General features: G+C 65.2%; 16 protein-coding genes and 1 pseudogene. 4 read left to right on the forward strand and 13 right to left on the reverse strand.

Annotation, left to right across the window (positions count from 1 at the left end; all coding sequences use genetic code 11):
- Positions 1 to 60 precede the first annotated feature (60 nt).
- Positions 61 to 1,257 (reverse strand): class I SAM-dependent rRNA methyltransferase, encoded by a 1,197-nt coding sequence (locus HWV67_RS21420; protein ID WP_175652674.1) that lies wholly within the window; start codon positions 1,255 to 1,257, stop codon positions 61 to 63.
- A gap of 155 nt (positions 1,258 to 1,412) precedes the next feature.
- Between HWV67_RS21420 and HWV67_RS21425 the strand changes: the two genes are divergently transcribed.
- Together HWV67_RS21425 and mutM are read left to right on the forward strand one after the other, a co-directional pair.
- Positions 1,413 to 2,279, forward strand: a complete 867-nt coding sequence (locus HWV67_RS21425) for an HDOD domain-containing protein (RefSeq protein WP_175652675.1) — start codon at positions 1,413 to 1,415, stop codon at positions 2,277 to 2,279.
- Between the two features lie 3 nt (positions 2,280 to 2,282).
- Positions 2,283 to 3,095 (forward strand): bifunctional DNA-formamidopyrimidine glycosylase/DNA-(apurinic or apyrimidinic site) lyase, encoded by an 813-nt coding sequence (gene mutM / locus HWV67_RS21430; RefSeq protein WP_175652676.1) that lies wholly within the window; start codon positions 2,283 to 2,285, stop codon positions 3,093 to 3,095.
- 308 nt (positions 3,096 to 3,403) lie between these two features.
- On the opposite strand, the gene ggt is transcribed toward mutM, so the two are convergent.
- From ggt to HWV67_RS21460, 6 genes and pseudogenes are all read right to left on the reverse strand, one after another.
- Positions 3,404 to 5,089: a gamma-glutamyltransferase gene (gene ggt, locus HWV67_RS21435; RefSeq protein WP_175652677.1), complete on the reverse strand. Its 1,686-nt coding sequence runs from the start codon at positions 5,087 to 5,089 to the stop codon at positions 3,404 to 3,406.
- The gene (locus HWV67_RS21440; protein WP_175652678.1) at positions 5,089 to 5,340 is read right to left on the reverse strand and encodes a YfhL family 4Fe-4S dicluster ferredoxin; all 252 of its coding nucleotides are present in this window, start codon (positions 5,338 to 5,340) and stop codon (positions 5,089 to 5,091) included. Before HWV67_RS21440 ends, ggt begins: the two co-directional genes overlap by 1 nt.
- A gap of 111 nt (positions 5,341 to 5,451) precedes the next feature.
- Positions 5,452 to 5,931 (reverse strand): pantetheine-phosphate adenylyltransferase, encoded by a 480-nt coding sequence (gene coaD / locus HWV67_RS21445; RefSeq protein WP_175652679.1) that lies wholly within the window; start codon positions 5,929 to 5,931, stop codon positions 5,452 to 5,454.
- A gap of 255 nt (positions 5,932 to 6,186) precedes the next feature.
- Positions 6,187 to 7,785 (reverse strand): annotated as a pseudogene (locus HWV67_RS21450) (GMC family oxidoreductase N-terminal domain-containing protein).
- Positions 7,786 to 7,802: 17 nt separating this feature from the next.
- Positions 7,803 to 8,324 (reverse strand): twin-arginine translocation pathway signal protein, encoded by a 522-nt coding sequence (locus HWV67_RS21455; RefSeq protein ID WP_175652680.1) that lies wholly within the window; start codon positions 8,322 to 8,324, stop codon positions 7,803 to 7,805.
- A gap of 22 nt (positions 8,325 to 8,346) precedes the next feature.
- A complete protein-coding gene (locus tag HWV67_RS21460; protein ID WP_256680162.1) occupies positions 8,347 to 9,762 on the reverse strand; it encodes a coniferyl aldehyde dehydrogenase in 1,416 nt (471 codons plus the stop codon).
- A 165-nt stretch (positions 9,763 to 9,927) separates the two neighbouring features.
- Here HWV67_RS21460 and HWV67_RS21465 point away from each other — a divergent pair, with 165 nt between their 5' ends.
- Positions 9,928 to 10,593 carry a TetR/AcrR family transcriptional regulator gene (locus HWV67_RS21465; RefSeq protein WP_095156356.1) on the forward strand — a complete coding sequence of 222 codons (666 nt, stop codon included), beginning with the start codon at positions 9,928 to 9,930 and terminating at the stop codon, positions 10,591 to 10,593.
- A 29-nt stretch (positions 10,594 to 10,622) separates the two neighbouring features.
- Positions 10,623 to 11,477: a sulfurtransferase gene (locus HWV67_RS21470; RefSeq protein WP_175652682.1), complete on the forward strand. Its 855-nt coding sequence runs from the start codon at positions 10,623 to 10,625 to the stop codon at positions 11,475 to 11,477.
- On the opposite strand, the gene HWV67_RS21475 is transcribed toward HWV67_RS21470, so the two are convergent.
- The 6 genes from HWV67_RS21475 to HWV67_RS21500 form a co-directional block, all read right to left on the reverse strand.
- Complete coding sequence (locus HWV67_RS21475) at positions 11,474 to 12,472, reverse strand: hydrolase (RefSeq protein WP_175652683.1); 999 nt, start codon at positions 12,470 to 12,472, stop codon at positions 11,474 to 11,476. The two genes, HWV67_RS21470 and HWV67_RS21475, sit on opposite strands and share 4 nt — an antisense overlap.
- Positions 12,473 to 12,511: 39 nt before the next feature.
- Positions 12,512 to 13,960 (reverse strand): M16 family metallopeptidase, encoded by a 1,449-nt coding sequence (locus tag HWV67_RS21480; RefSeq protein ID WP_175652684.1) that lies wholly within the window; start codon positions 13,958 to 13,960, stop codon positions 12,512 to 12,514.
- Entirely contained in the window at positions 13,953 to 15,311 is a 1,359-nt protein-coding gene (locus HWV67_RS21485) for a M16 family metallopeptidase (RefSeq protein ID WP_175652685.1), read from the reverse strand. Before HWV67_RS21485 ends, HWV67_RS21480 begins: the two co-directional genes overlap by 8 nt.
- Before the next feature lie 93 nt (positions 15,312 to 15,404).
- Positions 15,405 to 15,986 (reverse strand): 16S rRNA (guanine(966)-N(2))-methyltransferase RsmD, encoded by a 582-nt coding sequence (rsmD, locus tag HWV67_RS21490; RefSeq protein ID WP_175652686.1) that lies wholly within the window; start codon positions 15,984 to 15,986, stop codon positions 15,405 to 15,407.
- On the reverse strand, positions 15,986 to 17,461 hold the full coding sequence (locus HWV67_RS21495) for a M16 family metallopeptidase (protein WP_175652687.1): 1,476 nt from the start codon (positions 17,459 to 17,461) through the stop codon (positions 15,986 to 15,988). The genes rsmD and HWV67_RS21495 overlap by 1 nt, the downstream gene beginning before the upstream one ends.
- Positions 17,458 to 18,810, reverse strand: a complete 1,353-nt coding sequence (locus HWV67_RS21500) for a M16 family metallopeptidase (protein WP_175652688.1) — start codon at positions 18,808 to 18,810, stop codon at positions 17,458 to 17,460. The genes HWV67_RS21495 and HWV67_RS21500 overlap by 4 nt, the downstream gene beginning before the upstream one ends.
- Between the last annotated feature and the right edge of the window lie 93 nt (positions 18,811 to 18,903).

Below are 18,903 nucleotides of genomic sequence, written 5' to 3' on the forward strand. Positions count from 1 at the left end.
CGGTTCGCGCCCATAAAAAATCCCGGCACCAGGCCGGGATTTTTCATTTCAGCGGCGCACTCAGCTGTTAGGCAGCAGGCGGCAGGTGATGCTCTTGATGTAGCGGGTTTCCGGGATTGCCGGGTGTACCGGGTGGTCCGGGCCCTGGCCGCCGCGCTCGAGTAGCTGAATGTTGCGGTCCAGGTGGCGGGCGCTGGTGAGCAGGATGTTCTGCAGGTCGTCTTCCGGCAGGTGCATCGAGCACGATGCGCTGACCAGGATGCCGTCCTTGCTGAGCAGGCGCATGGCCTGTTCGTTCAGGCGGCGGTAGGCGCCTTCGCCGTTTTTCAGGTCTTTCTTGCGTTTGATGAAGGCGGGCGGGTCGGCGACGATCACGTCGAAGCGCTCTTCCGAAGCCTTCAGCTCGCGCAGCGCGGCGAACACGTCGCCTTCGATGCAGGTCATTTTCTCGGCGAAGCCGTTCAGCGCGGCATTGCGCTCCACGCCATCGAGGGCGAAGCTCGAGGCGTCGACGCAGAACACTTCGCTGGCGCCGAAGGCCGCAGCCTGCACGCCCCAACCGCCGATGTAGCTGAACAGGTCAAGCACACGCTTGCCCTTGACGTACGGCGCCAGGCGCGCGCGGTTCATGCGGTGGTCGTAGAACCAGCCGGTCTTCTGGCCTTCCATCACCGGCGCTTCGAACTTCACGCCGTTCTCTTCCAGCGCAACCCACTCCGGCACTTCGCCGTAGGCGGTCTCGACATAACGCTCCAGGCCTTCGGCATCACGGGCGGACGAGTCGTTCTTGAACAGCACGCCGCTCGGCTTGAGCACCTGGATCAGCGCGGCGAGGACGTCATCGCGGTGACGCTCCATGGCCGGCGAGGCCAGTTGCACCACGAGGATGTCGCCGAAACGGTCGACCACCAAGCCCGGCAGCAGGTCGGAATCGCCGTAGACCAGGCGGTAGAACGGCTTGTCGAACAGGCGCTCGCGCAGCGACAGGGCGACGTTCAGGCGGTGCACCAGCAGCGACTTGTCCAGTGCCAGCTTGACGTCGCGCGACAGCAGGCGGGCGCAGATCAGGTTGTTCGGGCTCAGGGCAACGATGCCCAGGCCCTTGCCGCCTGCGGTTTCCAGAATGGCCTGGTCGCCGGCCTTGAAGCTGTGCAGCGGGGTGGCGGCGACGTCGATTTCGTTGCTGTAGACCCACAGGTGGCCAGCGCGCAGGCGGCGGTCGGCGTTGGCTTTGAGGCGAAGGGTGGGCAGGGACATGACGTCGCTCCGGGAAAAAAGAGCGGGAGTATAGCCTGTCGACCAGGCGAGCACTGCGCCGGCGCGACAAATTGCAGGCCAGCGGACGGTATTTTGCGTGGCGCCCCACTGTACTGATCAGGTTAGAATTCGCCGTCAGCCGCGAGTGTGAATTTATGACCCCGGAACTAACCGCCGAACAGATCCAGCAAGCCTTGCAAGGCATCAGCGTCCCGCCCCAACCGCAGATCATGGTGGACCTGCAGATGGAGCAGTACATGCCCGATCCCGACCTTGAGGTGATCGCCAAGCTGATTTCCCAGGACCCTGGCCTGTCTGGCGCGTTGCTGAAGATCGTCAACTCGCCGTATTACGGCCTGACCAACAAGATCGCCTCGATCCAGCGCGCGGTGAACCTGCTGGGCAGCCGTTCGATCATCAACCTCATCAACGCCCAGTCGATCAAGGGCGAGATGAGCGATGAAACCATCGTCACCCTCAACCGTTTCTGGGACACGGCCCAGGACGTGGCGATGACCAGCCTGACCCTGGCCAAGCGCTTTGGCTCCCAGGCGGTGGACGAGGCCTATGCTTTGGGCCTGTTCCACGATTGCGGCGTGCCGCTGATGCTCAAGCGCTTCCCCGAATACATGCGTGTGCTGGAAGACGCCTACGCCAGCGCCGGCGACAACCAGCGGGTGGTGGACACCGAGAACCAGGTGTTCAACACCAACCATGCGGTGGTGGGCTACTACACGGCCAAGTCCTGGCGCCTGCCGGAGCATGTCAGCACCGCCATCGCCAACCACCACAACGCCCTGGCGGTGTTCAGCGACGACTCGCCGCGCAATGCGCCGCTGAAGAACCTGCTGGCGATCCTGAAGATGGCCGAGCACATCTGCGCGTCGCACCGGGTGCTGGGCAACCAGAGCGTGGACCACGAATGGAATACCGTCGGGCACCTGGTGCTGGACTATATCGGCCTGTCGGAATACGACTTCGAGAGCCTCAAGCAAACCATCCGCGAACTGGGCAGCCATTGATCGATGCCGGAACTACCTGAAGTCGAAACCACTCGTCGGGGCATTGCCCCTTACCTCGAAGGCCAGCGTGTCAGCCGGGTGATCGTGCGCGAGCGCCGTCTGCGCTGGCCGATCCCTGAAGACCTTGACGTGCGCCTGTCCGGGCAGCGGTTCGTCTCGGTGGAGCGCCGCGCCAAATACCTGTTGTTGAATGCCGAGGTGGGGACGCTGATCAGCCACCTGGGTATGTCTGGCAACTTGCGGCTGGTGGAAATCGGCTTGCCGGCGGAAAAGCACGAGCATGTGGATATCGAGCTGGAGTCCGGCCTGGCGCTGCGCTACACCGATCCGCGGCGCTTCGGCGCGATGCTCTGGAGCCAGACGCCGTTGGAGCATGAGTTGCTGATCCGGCTCGGCCCAGAGCCGCTGACTGACCTGTTTGATGGCGAGCGGTTGTTCCAACTGTCTCGCGGGCGGTCAATGGCGGTGAAGCCGTTCATCATGGATAACGCCGTGGTGGTCGGGGTTGGCAATATTTATGCGACCGAAGCGCTGTTCGCGGCGGGCATCGATCCGCGCCGCGAGGCGGGCGGGATTTCCCGGGCGCGCTACCTGCGGCTGGCGATCGAGATCAAGCGCATCCTCGCGGCGGCGATCGAGCGAGGCGGCACTACCTTGCGAGACTTCATTGGCGGGGATGGTCAGCCGGGATACTTCCAGCAGGAGCTGTTCGTCTATGGGCGGGGCGAGGAGCCGTGCAAGGTGTGTGGCACGGTGTTGCGGGAAGTGAAGCTGGGACAGCGGGCCAGTGTGTTTTGTCCGCGGTGTCAGAAGTAGATCTTAGTTTTGCTGCATAGGTATCTATACATCTCGCAGGCAAGCACCGCGCTTCAGGTCACAGCGAACGGTGGGAGCGGATTCATCCGCGAAGGGCCGCGTAGCGGCCCTAAACCCATCCAGCACACTGTTTCTGCCTAGACTGGATCTCACATTCAGGCATCTTGAATGTCGACAGATACTCTGGATATAGACAGCCACCTCGTGCTGGATGGTTTTGGGGCCGCTACGCGGCCCTTCGCGGATGAATCCGCTCCCACAGTTTGCGGTGATGCTGACGCTCTGGGCTTGCCAGCGATGAGGCCATCTCAGGGCTTCACCACCTCTGAACTGCCCACCCCCCGCGGATCACTCGCCGCCTCCAGCTTTCCATCCCGCTTGTCCCAGAACAGCACCTGCTGATTGCCGTAGCTGCGTCCCAGATCCTTCAGCTCATAACCGCGTGCCCGCAGCGCCTGCTGCTCCGCCTTGCTGAATGCGCCCGGCTCATGTTCCACCACATCCGGTAAATACTGGTGGTGATAGCGCGGAACCTCCGGCCAGGTATTCACCGGCCGACCGTCCAGGTATTCCAGCATCGACAGCAGCACCATGCTCGGAATTCGGCTGCCGCCCGGCGTGCCGAAGGCTGCGAACTCTCCGGGGCTTTCGATGAAGCTCGGGCTCATGCTCGACAGCGGTCGCTTGCCGGCCGCCACGGCGTTGGCCTGGCTGCCGCTCAGGCCGTAGCTGTTGCTGCCGTGCGGGTCGGCGGCGAAGTCGTCCATTTCATTGTTCAGCACCACGCCGGTACCGGGCGCGGTGAAGGCTGCGCCGAAAGGCAGGTTGACGGACAAGGTCGCCGCCACGGCATTGCCGTCGGCGTCGATCACGGCGAAGTGGGTGGTGTGGTCGCCTTCGCGCCAGGCGGGTGACGGCGGCAGGCGGCTGCTCGGTGTGGCGTCGTGCACGTCGATGCTGTCGGCCAGCTCAACCAGGTGCGAGCGCGACAGCAGGCGCGGCACGGGGTTGTCCACATGGTCCGGGTCACCCAGCAGGCCACGGTCGCGGTAGGCCCGGCGCAAGACTTCCAGCACATAGTGGGCGCGCTGCACCTTGTCGGCGCTTTGCCATGGCAGTCGCTGGAGCATCGCCAGGCTCTGGGCGATGGCCACGCCGCCGGCGGACGGCGGCGGGGCGCTGATCAGTTCGCGCTGGTCGGCCAGGCGATAACGCAGCGGTTCGCGCTCGGCGGTGCGGTAGTTGGCGAGGTCGTCCAGGCTCCAGATGCCACCGGCCGCGTTGACTTCCCGCACCAGCGTTTGCGCCACCGGCCCTCGGTAGAAACCGTCGCGGCCCTGATCAGCCAAGCGCTGCAGGGTGGCGGCCAGTTCCGGCTGGCGGATCGCTTGGCCGAGGGCCGGTACTTCATTGCGGTCGAGAAACAGTCGGGCGCTTTCGGCGTCGTCGCGCAAGGCGCTGAGGCGCATCGTGGCGCGGTCGCGGTAGATGCGGTCGACGGCGAAACCCTGGTTGGCGAGGCGAATCGCCGGCGCCAGGCTGCTGCGCAGCGGAAGCTTGCCGTAGCGCGCGGCCAGTTCGTCCAGCGCTGCGGGCAGGCCGGGGATGGCCGCCGCCAGCGGACCGTTGATCGACAGGCCGGGCTCGACCTTGCCGTCTTTCAGGTACATGTCCGCCGTGGCGTTGCCCGGCGCCTTTTCGCGGGCGTCGATAAAGCGGTAGCCGGTGGGCGTGCCGGGCTGGCGCAGCAGGAAGAAGCCGCCTCCACCGAGGCCCGAACCATAGGGCTCGACCACGGCCAGTGCGGCGCTCACGGCAATCGCCGCGTCGAAGGCGTTGCCGCCCTGACTGAGGATTTCCCGCGCCGCGGCAGTCGCCTCAGGATGGGGCGTGGCGATCGCCGGGCGCCCCGGTCCGTCGGCCAGGGCCGCAACGCTGTACAGCGCCAGGCTGGCGCCGAAGAACAACGATCGGAGAGGGGCGACGCCCCGCATCAGGCCTTGCCGGTAATACGGCGGTATTTGGTCATCAGCTCGTCTTCGGTTTCCGGGTGGGCTTCATCCAGCGGGATGCAGTCGACCGGGCAGACTTGCTGGCATTGCGGTTCGTCATAGTGGCCGACGCACTGGGTGCACAGGGTCGGGTCGATCACGTAGATCTCTTCGCCCTGGGAGATGGCGGCGGTCGGGCACTCGGGGTCGCAGACGTCGCAGTTGATGCAATCGTCGGTGATGATCAGGGACATGGGGACTCCGGCCAGGCTCTTGCGCACTGGCAATTGAAAACCAATGGGCGCAATTGTGCCGTATTAGCGCCCGCAGTGCACGCGGGCGCGGGTTTCAGGCCGGAGTTGAGATTACTTCTTGAATCGCTCGGTGAGGGCTTCAGCCACTACCGGGTGGACGAACTTGGTGATATCGCCGCCCAGCGCCGCGATCTCGCGCACCAGCGTCGAGGAGATGAACGAATACCGCTCCGACGGGGTGAGGAACAGGCTTTCGACGTCGGGCGCCAGTTGCCGGTTCATGTTGGCCAGCTGGAACTCGTACTCGAAGTCCGACACCGCACGCAGGCCGCGCAGGAAGACATTGGCGCCTTGCTCCTTGGCGAAGTGCGCCAGCAACGTGGAGAAGCCAAGAACTTCGACGTTGGGCAGGTGCCGGGTCACCTCGCGCGCCAGTTCCACGCGTTGTTCCAGTGGGAACAGCGGGTTTTTCTTGGGGCTGGCGGCAACCGCGATGATCACATGATCGAACAGGCGTGAGGCGCGTTCGACCAGATCGCCATGGCCCTTGGTAATCGGGTCGAAAGTACCCGGGTACAACACTCGGTTCATCGCGTCGTCCTGGCAGGAGGGCGTTAGGCTCTGTATGAAAAACCTTGATACTTGGTGATGCTGCGTTGAAAACAGCCTCGGAATGCTCATTTACAACCCGTAAACTCCGCTTCCTCGGCTGTTTTCGCCTTGCCTGACCTTCGTCTCAAGGCTTTTCATACAGAGCCAGGGACTCGGATGGTAGCGCAGCCGATACTGTCGGGCCAAGTCGCCATCACCGGCCCAACGGACTATAGACAGCGCGGCCCGCTGTTGTCATGCAGGCATTTTCAGGCGTTTGGCGAGCTGCTCGCTGAGCCGGGCGCTGATGGCGTAGACCGACAATTGCGGGTTGGCGCCGATGCTGGTGGGGAACAGCGAGCCGTCGTGGATCGACAGGTTTTCCAGTTGATGATGCCGGCCAAGGCTGTCGCAGACGCTCTGGCGCGGGTCTTCGCCCATGGCGCAGCCGCCCATCACGTGGGCGCTGCCGAGACGGGTGAGGAACAGTTCCAGCGACAGGTCGTCGATCATCGAGCGGGCTTACGCAAGATTTTTCGCGGGGCGCGCATGGCTGTGCAGCGGCAGGACACTTTCGGCCCCGGCAGCGAACTGAATCTGCGCCATGCTGTGAAATGCCCGGCGCACGCCGTCCCAGGCATAGGCCGACACCGGGTAATCGAGCACCGGCGTGCCGTCTCCGCGCAAATGCACGCTGCCGCCGACGCTGTCCGGGTGGAAACCGTCGCGCAGCAGGGCCAGCATCACGTGGGTGTGGGGCAGGTCGGCCATGCGCAGGGCGTTGTCCTCGCCAAAGCCGCCGAGCAGCGTGGCGGCCAGGGCCGGGTGCAGCGGCGGTACTTCCAGCTTGTAGCCCATGGCGCCGGTGACGCCGCCGCGCCACTGGAAGTGGTCGCTGTAGATCGACTGCGGCGCGCCGTAGAACGGGTTCACCGGTTCGGCGAAGCGGGCCGCGCTGAAGTTGACCAGGTGCAGGAAGGTTCGCTTGCCGAGACGCTGATGCGGGTCCGGGGCGTCCGAGCGCAGCAGCAGGGCCGGGCTGTTGATGCCACCACCGGCCAGCAGGTAGTGCCGCGCCCTTACCCGGATGCGCCGATCCGTGGGCGCGACGCAACGCGGGTCCATGGCCACGCAGTGCAGTTCGCGGATGCGCTGGCCGTCGTGTTCGAAACGTTCGGCGCGGGCGAGGTAGAGCAGCTCGCCGCCTTTTTCCAGCGCCGCCGGAATGCTGGTGACCAGCATCGATTGCTTGGCGTTGAGCGGGCAGCCCATGCCGCAATAGCCAAGGTTGCCGCAGCCGCGCACATTGCGCGGAATCACCTTCCAGTCCAGGCCGAGGGCCGAGCAGCCACGGCGCAGCACGTCGTTGTTGGCGTTGGGCGGCACCTGCCAGGGCGCGATGTTCAGGCGTTGCTCCATGCGCTCGAACCAGGGCGCCAAGTCATCCGCGCCGAGGCCGCTGACGCCGTGTTCGCGGGCCCAGTGCTGCAAGGTCGGTTCCGGGGTGCGGAAGCTGGACGTCCAGTTGATCAGCGTGGTGCCGCCCACGGCGCGGCCCTGCAGGATGGTGATGGCACCGTCCTTGCTCATGCGGCCGATACCTTCCTGGTAAAGGCGGGCGTAGGCCTCGTGTTCGAGCATCTTGAAGTCGCTGCTGGTCTGCAGCGGACCTTCCTCGATCAGCAGTACCCGGTAACCGGCCGCGCTGAGGTGTTCCGCGCTGGTGGCGCCGCCCGCCCCGCTGCCGATGATGGCGATGTCGGTTTCCAGGGTCAGGTCCTGGCTCAGGGCGGAGCCGTCACGGGTTTTCCAGCCACGGACGAGGCCGTCGCGGAACAGATCGGGTACGGGCATGGGCGGGCTCTTGTCGGTCAGAATTTCGGCGGGCCGGGATAACCGCAGGTGCCCCAGGCGTCGGGCAGGCTGTACCAGGCCATCAGCAGCAGTTGCAGCAGCGAGCAGTAACCCTGGCGCAGCAGGTTCAGCGCGCTGTCCTGCCAGCGCAGCAGAAAGGCGCGGATGTCTTCGACGCTGGCCTGTTCCCAGGCGCCCCAGATGCCGGTGAGCGGACCGCGGGTCAGCGGCAGGGCGAGCACGTCGAGCAGTTGCCGGGTGAGCGCGAGCATTTCCGGCGAGAGGCTGGCCAGCGTGTCGTCGAGACGGGCGAGCACCGCTTCCGTAGCGCTGACGGGCGCGGCACCCGCGAGAATCACCGGCGTGATGGCGCGTAGCAGTGGCAGATCAGCGGTGCGCAGTACGCCGAAGCCGCTGGCCGGCGTTTCGGCGGTGCAACCGAGCAGGCTGGCGCCGCCGAGAAACAGCGTGGCGCCGAGGCTGAACTTGAGCAGGCCGCGGCGGTTGAGCGCGGCGGCGTGGGGCAGGCATGTTGTCATTATTGTCGGGCCTGTGCAGCGATCAGCGGATGAAGAAACGGTACACCAGTTGTTGCAGGCGCTTGCCATAAGGCGGGTAGATCAACCGCGCCAGGTTCAGGCGTTGCTTGGCCAGCACGCCCTTGGCCTGGCTGAAGGTCTGGAAGCCCTCGTAGCCGTGGTAGTGGCCCATGCCGGAAGGGCCGACGCCGCCGAACGGCAGGTCATCCTGGGCGACGTGCAGCAGGGTGTCGTTGAGGCAGGCACCGCCGGAGTGGGTGTTTTCCAGTACCAGGCTCTGTTCGCCGCGCTCGTAGCCGAAGTAGTAAAGCGCCAGCGGACGCGGTCGCTGATTGATGTAGGCAATGGCTTCGTCGATATGCCGGTAAGGCACGATGGGCAGTAACGGACCGAAAATTTCGTCCTGCATCACCTGCATCTGCGCGTGGGTGTCTTGCAACAGATAGGGCGGCAGGCGGCGACCTTGCCGCGGCTCGTCCGGGTACAGATTGGTCACTGTGGCGCCTTGCAGGCGGGCGTCATCAAGGTAGCCGTTGAGCCGGGCCAGGTGGCGATCGCTGATGATCGCCGTGTAGTCCGGGTTGCCCTGCACCTGTGGGTAAAAGCGTTTTACTGCCTCGCGGTAAGCGTCGATAAAGCCGGCGATCCGCTTTTCCGGCACCAGCACGTAGTCCGGCGCGACGCAGGTCTGCCCAGCGTTGAGGGTCTTGCCGAAGGCGATGCGCTCGGCGGCGTCGGCCAGCGGTACGCGGGTGGAGACGATGGCCGGGGATTTGCCGCCCAGTTCAAGGGTCACCGGGGTGAGGTTATCGGCGGCGGCGCGCATCACGTGGCGGCCGATGCTGGTGGCGCCGGTGAACAGCAAGTGGTCGAACGGCAGGCGGGAGAACGCCTCGCCGACGTCGGCCTCGCCCAGCACCACGCTGACCATGTCCGTGGGGAACACCGATTCCAGCAGGTTCTTGAGCACCAGCCCGGTGGCCGGCGTGGTTTCGCTGAGCTTGAGCATCACCCGATTGCCCGCAGCCAGGGCGCCGGTGAGCGGGCCAATGGCGAGAAACAGCGGATAGTTCCACGGCACGATGATCCCGACCACGCCCAGCGGTTGGTAGTGCACGCGCGCACTGGCCGGCTGGAAGGCCAGGCCGACGCTGCGGCGCCGGGGCTTCATCCAGTGGCCGAGGTGTTTTTCCGCATGGGCCAGGCCCAGCACGCTGGGCATCAGTTCAGCCAGCCGGGTTTCGTCGGCGCTGCGCCCGTTGAAGTCCTGGTCGATGGCGGTGACCAACTCGTCCTGCCGCTCGATCAGCGCCTGGCGCAGGGCCTTGAGCCATTGCCGGCGCTGGGCCAGGGGCGGCATGGGTAGGCGGTTGAAGGCGGCGCGCTGTTGTTCGAACAGGGCGTCGAGCCAGTCCAGTTGGGGCATCGGGACCTCCATGACTAATTGTTTCGGCTAGAGCATATACTCTAGTTGGTCTTTTTGTGTGGCTCTGTCGGGCCTCATCGCAGCGCTGAATTCCCCTGCATTCAGCAGATGCACGCACCCCATTGAGGCCGTAAGATTAACCAAACATTTCAAGCTCACGCTTTTGGAGCTGGCGTCATGGCCCCGCGTATCAAGACCCGCGAGCGCATCGTGCAAAACAGCCTGGAGCTGTTCAACCAGCAGGGCGAGCGCAGCGTCAGTACCAACCACATTGCCGCGCATATGGAAATCTCGCCCGGCAACCTCTACTACCACTTCGCCAACAAGCAGGAAATCATTGCCGAGTTGTTCAGTCAGTATGAGGAACAGGTGGAAAGTTTCCTGCACCCGCCCAAAGGCCGCCTGGCCACGGTCGAGGACAAGCGCTTCTACTTGAAGGCGATCCTCGCGGCGATGTGGAACTACCGCTTCCTGCACCGCGACCTCGAACACCTGCTCGACAGCGACAAGGAACTGGCCGCCCGCTACCGGCGCTTTTCCCAGCGCTGCCTGTTGCAGGGGCAGGCCATTTACACCGGCTTTGTCGAGGCGGACATCCTGGAAATGAACACGGTGCAGATCGAGTCGCTGACCCTCAACGCCTGGATCATCCTCACGTCCTGGGTCCGCTTTCTCTGCACCACCCGGGAAAATGCCGCGCATTTGAGTGAAGAAGCCATCAAGCGCGGCGTTTATCAGGTGCTGGTGCTGGAGCTCGGTTTTGTCACCGCCACGGCGCGCCCGGCGGTGGACGCGCTCTGCGAAGAATTCTACGTACCGCTGCAGCAGGCGCTGGAGCAGTAACGCCCCGTTCAATCGATATGGAGACTGTCATGCCTCACGCGCAACTGATTGCACCCCGGCAACTGGCGGAACGCCTCGGCGAGCCGAAGCTGGTGATTCTCGATTGTCGTTTTGCCCTGGAAGATCCGGATTACGGCCAGCGCAGCTATGCCGAGGGGCATATTGCCGGGGCGCATTTCGCCGATCTGGAACGCGACCTGAGCGCGCCAGTGGTCAAGGGTGTGACCGGGCGCCATCCGCTGCCGCAACCGGAGCGGTTGATCGAGCGCCTGCAGCAATGGGGTATCGATAACGACAGCGACGTGGTGCTCTATGACGACGGCCCTGGCGCGTTCGCCGCGCGGGCCTGGTGGTTGCTCGCCTGGCTGGGCAAGCGCAGCGGCGTGTACCTGCTCGATGGCGGCCTCAAGGCCTGGCACACGGCGGGCCTGCCGCTGAGCCTGGATCTGGCGGACAAGCGCGAAGGCACGTTCAGCGGCGAGCCGGATTCGGCGTTGCTGATCAGTGCCGAGCAACTGCGCGAGCGCCTGGGCGACCCGGCGCTGACCTTGCTCGACGCCCGCGCCCTGCCGCGTTTTCGCGGGGAAGTGGAGCCGATCGACCCGGTGGCGGGGCACATCCCCGGCGCGCAATGCGCGGCGTTCACCGACAACCTGGGCGCCGATGGCCGCTTCCTGCCCGCTGACCAGCTCAAGGCACGCTTCGCCAAACTGATCGGCGCGCGCAAGCCGGAGTCACTGGTGGCCTACTGCGGTTCCGGGGTTACCGCCTGCCACAACCTGTTCGCCCTGAGCCTGGCCGGTTATCCGCTGGCGCCGCTGTACGCGGGCTCGTGGAGCGAGTGGATCAATAATCCGCAGCATCAAATCGCGACCGGCGATTAACGCCCCGCCTGCTGCGCCAGCCACTCGGGGATACGCCGTTCCAGGTAATACCCCGGCTGGCGCAGACTGCCATCGATAAAGCCGACATGACCGCCATGCGCGTGCAGCTCAAGGTGGGTGGTAGTGGCCAGCTCACCGGCTTCGGGAAGGCTGTGGCTGAACACGAACGGGTCGTCGCGGGACTGGATGATCAGCGTCGGTGTGCGGTTCTCGCCCAGGTAGTAGCGGCTGGACGAGCGCTTGTAATAGTCGTTGGCGTCATCGAATCCGTTGAGCGGGGCGGTGACGCGTCCGTCGAAGTCCCAGAAGGTGCGCAGGTTGGTCAGCGGCCCGAGCCGCGCCAGGGTTTCCAGGCCTTCGTGCTGGCCATGGTGCTGGAAGTGCCGCTCCTTGTTCTTCAGGTAGGTGATCATTTCGCGGATGAAATGCGCCTGGTAGACCCGCGAGAAACCCAGGCCGATGCGGTCGGCGCACTGGTCTAGGCGAAACGGCACCGACACCGCCACGGCAGCCTGCAGCTGGCTTGCCGATCCGGTCTCGCCCAGGTACTTGAGCAGCACATTCCCGCCCAATGAATAACCCACCGCGTACAGCGGCGCCGACGGACGCTGGGCGCGCAGGTGGGCGATCACTTCCGCCAGGTCTTCGCTGGCGCCGGAGTGGTAGCTGCGCGGCAGCAGGTTCGGTTCGCCCGAGCAACCGCGCCAGTTCACCGCCACGCTGGCCCAGCCGCGGGCGTTCAGCGCGTGTTGCAGGCCGAGCACGTAATGCGAGGAGGACGAGCCGGTAAGCCCATGCAGCACCAGCACCAGAGGCGCGGTGTTGTCGTGGGGGCCGCTCCAGTCCAGATCAAGGAAATCGCCGTCGGCCAGCCACACGCGCTCGCGCTGGTGCGCCAGCGCTGTCGGCTTGCGCCACAGCGGACCCCAGAGGGTTTGCAGGTGAGGGTTGGAGAGGCCGAGGGCCGGGCGAAAATCGGAGGGAAGGCAGGACATGTCGATTATCCAGTGATGTCCTGCCTAACTTGCCACAAATCAGTAACGCTGTACCGCGGCGAGTGGGGCTTCGGACGGATAGCGAGGCGGCAGGTCGGTTTGCTTTTCGTCCGGGCCGATGCTGATGAACACGGCACGCTCCGGGTCCAGGTGACGCTGGAGCGCCGCCTTGATGTCAGCGGGCGTCAGGGCCGGTGCGTGTTGGAGGTTGGCGAAATACTGGTCGAGTGCTGCCCGGTCACCGTTGAACTGGGTCAGCAGTTCCGCCAGCGATCCGTTCTGTGACACCTGTTTCAGCGTGTGCACGGCCAGTTGCTGCTGGGCTTCGTCCAGTTCCTCCTGAGTCGGCCCCTGGCTGATCAGTGTTTTCACGGTTTCCAGCACCAGGTCCTGGGAGGCATCGTTGTGGCCGGCCGCAACATCCCACTCGATCCCCAGCATGCCGGCTGAGTCCAGGGCGATCAGATTGGCCCTGATGCCATAGCTCAGGCCCCGCGCGACACGCAGTTCTTGCATCAGGCGGGAACTGATGCCGCCGCCCAGAATCTCGCTGGCGAGCAGCAGCGGAAGGTAATCGGGGTCGTTTCGGCGCACCGTCAGCGCAAAGGCCAGCATCACGGTGGTCGCCGAGCCTGGGCGTTCGAGGTGGAGGATTTCCGGCTCGGCCAGGGCCGGAACCGGCAGTCGAGGCTGGGCGGTGCCTGTCGGCAGGGCTTGGCTGATCTTCTGCGCGATGGCCTGGGCATCGGCCTGGCTGAGATCGCCGACGATGGACAGGCTGAGGTTGCGGGCAACGTAATGGCTGGCGTGGAAGTTTTCCAGCTCCCGGACGGTCAACGCCTTGACCGTCTCCGCTAGGCCATGGGACGGCTCGGCATAGGGGTGACCGGCGAACAGGTGACGGTACAACCCGTTCTTCAGCATCGCGGCAGGTATGTTCCGCCGCCGTTCCTCGATCGCCAGCCATTGCGACTTCATGAGCTGCAGTTGCGCGTCCTTGAGGGCCGGGCGGGCGAGCATTTCGATCAACAGATCAACCGCCGCGTCCCGCTGTTCGGGCGCGCTGAGGCTGCGCAACGACAACTTCACGTAGTCCCGATGGATCGACTTCGAGAACTTGACCCCCAGGCTGTCGAGCCGCTCGGCCAGTGCGTAGGCGCTTCTGTCCCGGGTATCTTCATCGAGCATGTACAGCGTCAGTGCCGCCAGCCCCGGCTTGTCGGCGTCGGCCGCGCTGCCCGCCGCGATACGTATCTCGAGGTCGATCATCGGCAGTTCGCGGGCCGGCACGAACAGCACGCGGCTGCCCGCTTCGGTGTTCCAGGACTGCACCTCGGGAACGCGGATGTCAGTTTGCTGCCTGTCCGGCCCCGGCACCGAGGTCAGTCCGCCAAAACCATCATTCTGTTGCGCAGTGGCGAGGGCCGCATATGCCCAGGCGCACAGCAGGCCGGCGCCCATTCGCAGGGCTCTGTTCAGGTCACTCATGCGTGCGCTCCTTGTCGTGCATGTAGGTCACGGTCAGGCGCTCACGGGTCAGGTAGTCGCGAACCACGCCCTGTATCTGTAGCGCCGAGACCTTCTGAACCTCGCGGATTTCCGTGTCGAGCAGGGTCGGGTCGAGGCCGCTGGCGGAAAAGATGCCGATGGCGTCGGCCTGTCGATCCATCGAATCGCGCTCGAACACTATGCTGGAGGTGAGGCGGGCCTTGGCGCGTTGCAGTTCCTGCGCGCTGGGAGGGGACTGTCGGAGGTCCTCGATCAGGTTCCAGATCGCATCCTCCGCCTGGCGCAGGCTGATCTGCTTCTCCGCGTTGGGGAAGGCGTGGAGGGAGAACAGCGAGTCGCCTCGCTGGTAGGCCGAGTAATCGGAGCTGATATACGTCAGCAGTTCTTCCTCGCGCGCCAGTTTGCGCGTCAGGCGCGAGCTGACACCTTCGGTGAGCAGGTGCGGGAGCAGGCTCAGGGCATAGGCAGGGGCAGGGGATTCGGCGGTCGCGAGGCTGGGCGTATTGAAGCGCATGCTCACGCCTTCGTTTAGCCCCGGCAAGGTCACCTTCAGCCGTCGCTCCCCCGGAGGATCAAGCTCTCTGGGTACCCGGCTGGCGGGCAGTTCGGCTTTGCGCAGTGCGGCGAACTGCCGCTCGACCAGTGGCCGGAGCTGACTCAAGGTGATGTCGCCGACGATCACCAGCGTGGCGTTGTTTGGGTGGAACCAGGCTTGGTGCCAATTGCGCAGATCGTTCACGGTCATGCGTTCGAGGTCATGCCGGTAGCCGATCGTCGGGGTGCGATAGCTGCTTTGGCTGTACGCCACTGCCTGAGAGCGTTCTCGGGTCAGCACGAAAGGGTCGTCGTCATGGTGGGTAAGACGCTCGGCCATGACCACGGCGATTTCACGGTCGAACTCCGCCTCACCGAGCCGCGCACTGCCCATGGCATCGGCCATGGCCTCCAGGGCGACTTCCAGCCGGCTGACGGGCAAGGTCTGGTGGAACACGGTGGCGTCATCGAGGGTGAAGGCGTTTTCTTCGGCGCCGAGGCGGGACAGGATCCGGGAGTACTGTCCGGGGGCGATTTTGCTGCTGCCTTCGAACATCAGGTGTTCGAGGGCGTGGGAAAGGCCGGACTGTCCGGGTGGCTCATAGCTGGAGCCGACGTGGTACCAGAGCTGGGAGACCGCCAGAGGCGCCCGGTGGTCCTCACGCAGGTAAACCCGCAGGCCGTTGTCGAGGGTGAACTGCTGGAGTGGCGGTGGCGGGGGATTTGCGGCGGCCGCTGAAGAAAGGGCAGCGAGTAGAGCACCGGCAAGGCAATGCCGACGGTGGGGGGATCGCATGGTGGGAAGCTCCGCGGGTGATGGGCGGAGTAGTGTCCGTGACCGGAAAAACCGCCTGCGGTACTTAGGTCTCGCAGGCGGTTTTGGCTCAGATCAGCCGCGCTCCCACAGCGCGTAGTGCACCTGACCGGCTTTTTTCTCGCGGTGCAGGCGCCAGTTGCCCGGCAGGTTCAGCGACGAAGGCGAGATCTCGCTCTCGGTGTAGATCCAGGCGCGATCGGCCAGCCAGCCGCGCTCTTCGAGCAGGGCGCAGGTGCTCGGCAGCAGGTCCTGGTGGAACGGCGGGTCAAGGAACACCACGTCGAAGGCCAGTTTCGGTTCGCCCTGCAGGTAGCGCTGGGCATCGCTCTGGAACACCTGGCCACGCGGGCAGCGCAGCAGTTCGAGGTTCTGCCGCAGGCTGGCGATGGCCGCGGAGTTGCTGTCCAGCGCCACGGAGTCGCCGGCCCCGCGGGACAGGGCTTCCAGGTACAAGGCGCCGCTGCCGGTGAAGGCATCCAGCACCTTGGCGCCTTCGATGTGCGCGGCGAGCCAGTTGAATACGGTTTCCCGCACCCGGTCCGGCGTCGGGCGCAGGCCGGGGGCACTGGGGAAGCTCAGGCGACGGCTGCGCCATTCGCCGGCGATGATGCGCAACTGGCCTGGGCCCGTTTGCGGCTTGGATGGACTGGCCATTAATGCTCCGGTACGCCAAGCGGCTGCTCGGCGGGTTTATCGAGGGGTGGTGGCAGCGGCTGCTGCGGCACCTTGGGTCCGGCGGTGACGATCACCAGTTTGTCGGCCGACAGGTGGCGGTTCAGCGCGTCGCGAACCTGTTCCACGGTCAGTTCCTGGGACTGGCGCATGTAGTCTTCAAGGTAGGTCAGCGGCAGATTATAGAAGCCGATGGCGCCCAGTTGGCCGACGATGCTCGCGTTGCTGGCATTGGACAGCGGGAAGCTGCCGGCCAGTTCACGCTTGGCGTCGTCCAGTTCCTGCTGGGTCGGGCCGGTCTTCAGGTAATCGCTGAGGAGGTCCTGCACCAGCTTGAGAGTGCCTTCGCTGAGTTCCGCGCGGGTCTGCAGGTTGATCATGAACGGCCCTTGCGCCTGCATCGGCACGAAGGTGGAGTAGACGCCGTAGGTCAGCCCGCGCTTCTCGCGCACTTCGCTCATCAGACGGGTGCCGAACGAGCCGCCGCCAAGGATCTGGTTACCCAGCGAGAGGGCGGCGTAGTCCGGGTCGTTACGGTCGATGCCCAGTTGCGCCAGCAGCAGGTGTGTCTGCTTGGACGGGAAGTCGATGTGCGTCGCGCCGGCTTTGGGCTCGGCGGGCGCTTCGACCTTGGCCAGCGCCGGGCCTTTCGGCAACGCGGCGGACACTTGCGAGGCGATGGCCTCGGCGTCGGCGCGGCTGAGGTCGCCGACCAGGGCGATCACCGTGTTGCCAGCGGTGTAGGCCTTGGCATGGAAGGCGCGCAGTTGTTCCAGGGTGATCGGCGGAATGGTCTTGGCGGTGCCGTCGCTCGGGTGGCCGTAAGGGTGCTGGCCGTACAGACGCTCGAACAGTTCCTGGCTGGCAAGCTTGCCGGGGTTCTGTTTCTGGTATTCGAAGCCGGCGAGGATCTGGTTCTTGATCCGGGCCAGGGCGTCTTTCGGGAACGTCGGCTTGCCCACCACTTCGGCGAACAGCTTCAACGCCGGCTCGCGCTTGTCGGCAGCGCTCAGGCTGCGCAGCGAGGCTACCGCCATGTCGCGGTAGGCGCCGTTGCCGAAGTCGGCGCCCAGGCCTTCGAAGCCCTGGGCGATGGCGCTGACGTCCTTGCCGGCCACGCCTTCGTTGAGCATGGCGTTGGTCAGCGAGGCGATGCCGGGCCTCGCACCGTCATGGCTGCTGCCGGCGGCGAAGGTCAGGCGCAGGTCGAACATCGGCAATTCGTGGGCTTCGACAAACAGCACCCGGGCGCCTTCGGCGGTGTTCCAGGTCTGGATGTTCAGGGCGCGGTGGCTCGGTGCCTTGCCATCCAGCTCGGCCAGCGACTGCAGGGTGTTGGTCGGCTTGGCGGCGGAGGCCGGGGTGCTGTCGGCGTAGGCGGGCGCGGCCAGGGCTACGGCCAGCGCGAGAATGCCGAGGCCCTTGAGGTTGAAGCGGGGCAGGGTCTGCTGGCTCATTGGGCGCGCTCCTCGGGCAGTACATGGGCGATGCTCAGGCGCTCGCGGGTGAAGTAGGTGCGCGCGGCGTTCTGGATGTCCGCGGGAGTCACGCTTTTCAACTCGTCCAGCTCGTTGTCGATCAGTTTCCAGGACAGGCCGACCGTCTCCAGTTGGCCGATGGTGGTGGCCTGGCTGCTGATGGAGTCGCGGTCGTAGACAAGGCCTGCGATCACCTGGGCGCGCACGCGCTCCAGCTCTTCGGCGCTTGGCGGAGTGGTCTTCAGTTCGTCAAGCAACTGCCAGATACCGGTTTCGACCTGGGCGAGGGTCTTCTTCTTCTGCGTGTTCGGCGTGGCCGAGAGCACGAACAGGCTGTCGCCACGGGTGAACGGGTCGTAGCGGGTCGATGCACCGGCCACCAGTTCCTGGCCGCGCTCCAGGCGGCTGGCCATGCGGGCGCTGTAGCCGCCGTCGAGCAGGGCCGAAATCAGGCGCAGGGCATGCACTTCGCGGGGATTCTTCGCGGTGGCGAGGCCTGGCACGTTGAAGCCGTAGATCAGGCTCGGCAGTTGCGTGCGCACATGCACGGTCAACTGGCGTTGGCCGGGTTCAGCCAGTTCCAGCGGCAGCTTGGTCGGCGGCAGGGTACGTTTCGGGATGCCGGCGAACCAGCGGTCGGCCAGCTTGCGCACTTCATCGACGGTGATGTCGCCGACCACCACCAGGGTGGCGTTGTTCGGCGCGTACCAGGATTCGTACCAGTGACGCAGCTCTTCGACCTTCATGCGTTGCAGGTCGGCCATCCAGCCGATGGTCGGCGTGTGGTAGCCGCTGGCCGGGTAGGCCATCGCCTTGAACAGCTCGAATGCCTTGGAGCCAGGGTTGTCGTCGGTGCGCAGGCGGCGCTCTTCCTTGATGACCTCGATTTCGCGGCTGAACTCGTCGGCCGGCAGGCGCAGGCTGGCCATGCGGTCGGCTTCCAGTTCCAGGGCGACGTTCAGGCGGTCACGGGCCAGGACCTGGTAATAGGCGGTGTAATCGTCGCTGGTGAAGGCGTTTTCCTCGGCGCCGAGGTCGCGCAGGATGCGCGAGCCCTCGCCGGGGCCAACCTTCTCGCTACCTTTGAACATCATGTGCTCAAGAGCGTGGGACAGGCCGGTCTGGCCCGGGGTCTCGTAGCTGGAGCCGACCTTGTACCAGACCTGCGAAACCACCACCGGGGCGCGATGGTCTTCGCGCACGACGACTTTCAGGCCGTTGTCGAGGATGAATTCGTGGGTGGGTTGCGGGTCGGCGGCGAAGGCCGCGAGGGGCAGGCAAATCGTGCTGAGCAGCAGGCCAGCGGCACGGCGGGCTAGAGCATTCATTCGTAGTTCAACCTGTTGGGCTGCCCGCATGGCCTTAGCGTCGGCGGGCTAGGAGGTGCTAGGATACTGATCCGGTTGCCTGGCGACCATGCC

Source organism: Pseudomonas sp. Marseille-P9899 (assembly GCF_903166565.1).
Taxonomy (GTDB): domain Bacteria; phylum Pseudomonadota; class Gammaproteobacteria; order Pseudomonadales; family Pseudomonadaceae; genus Aquipseudomonas; species Aquipseudomonas huaxiensis.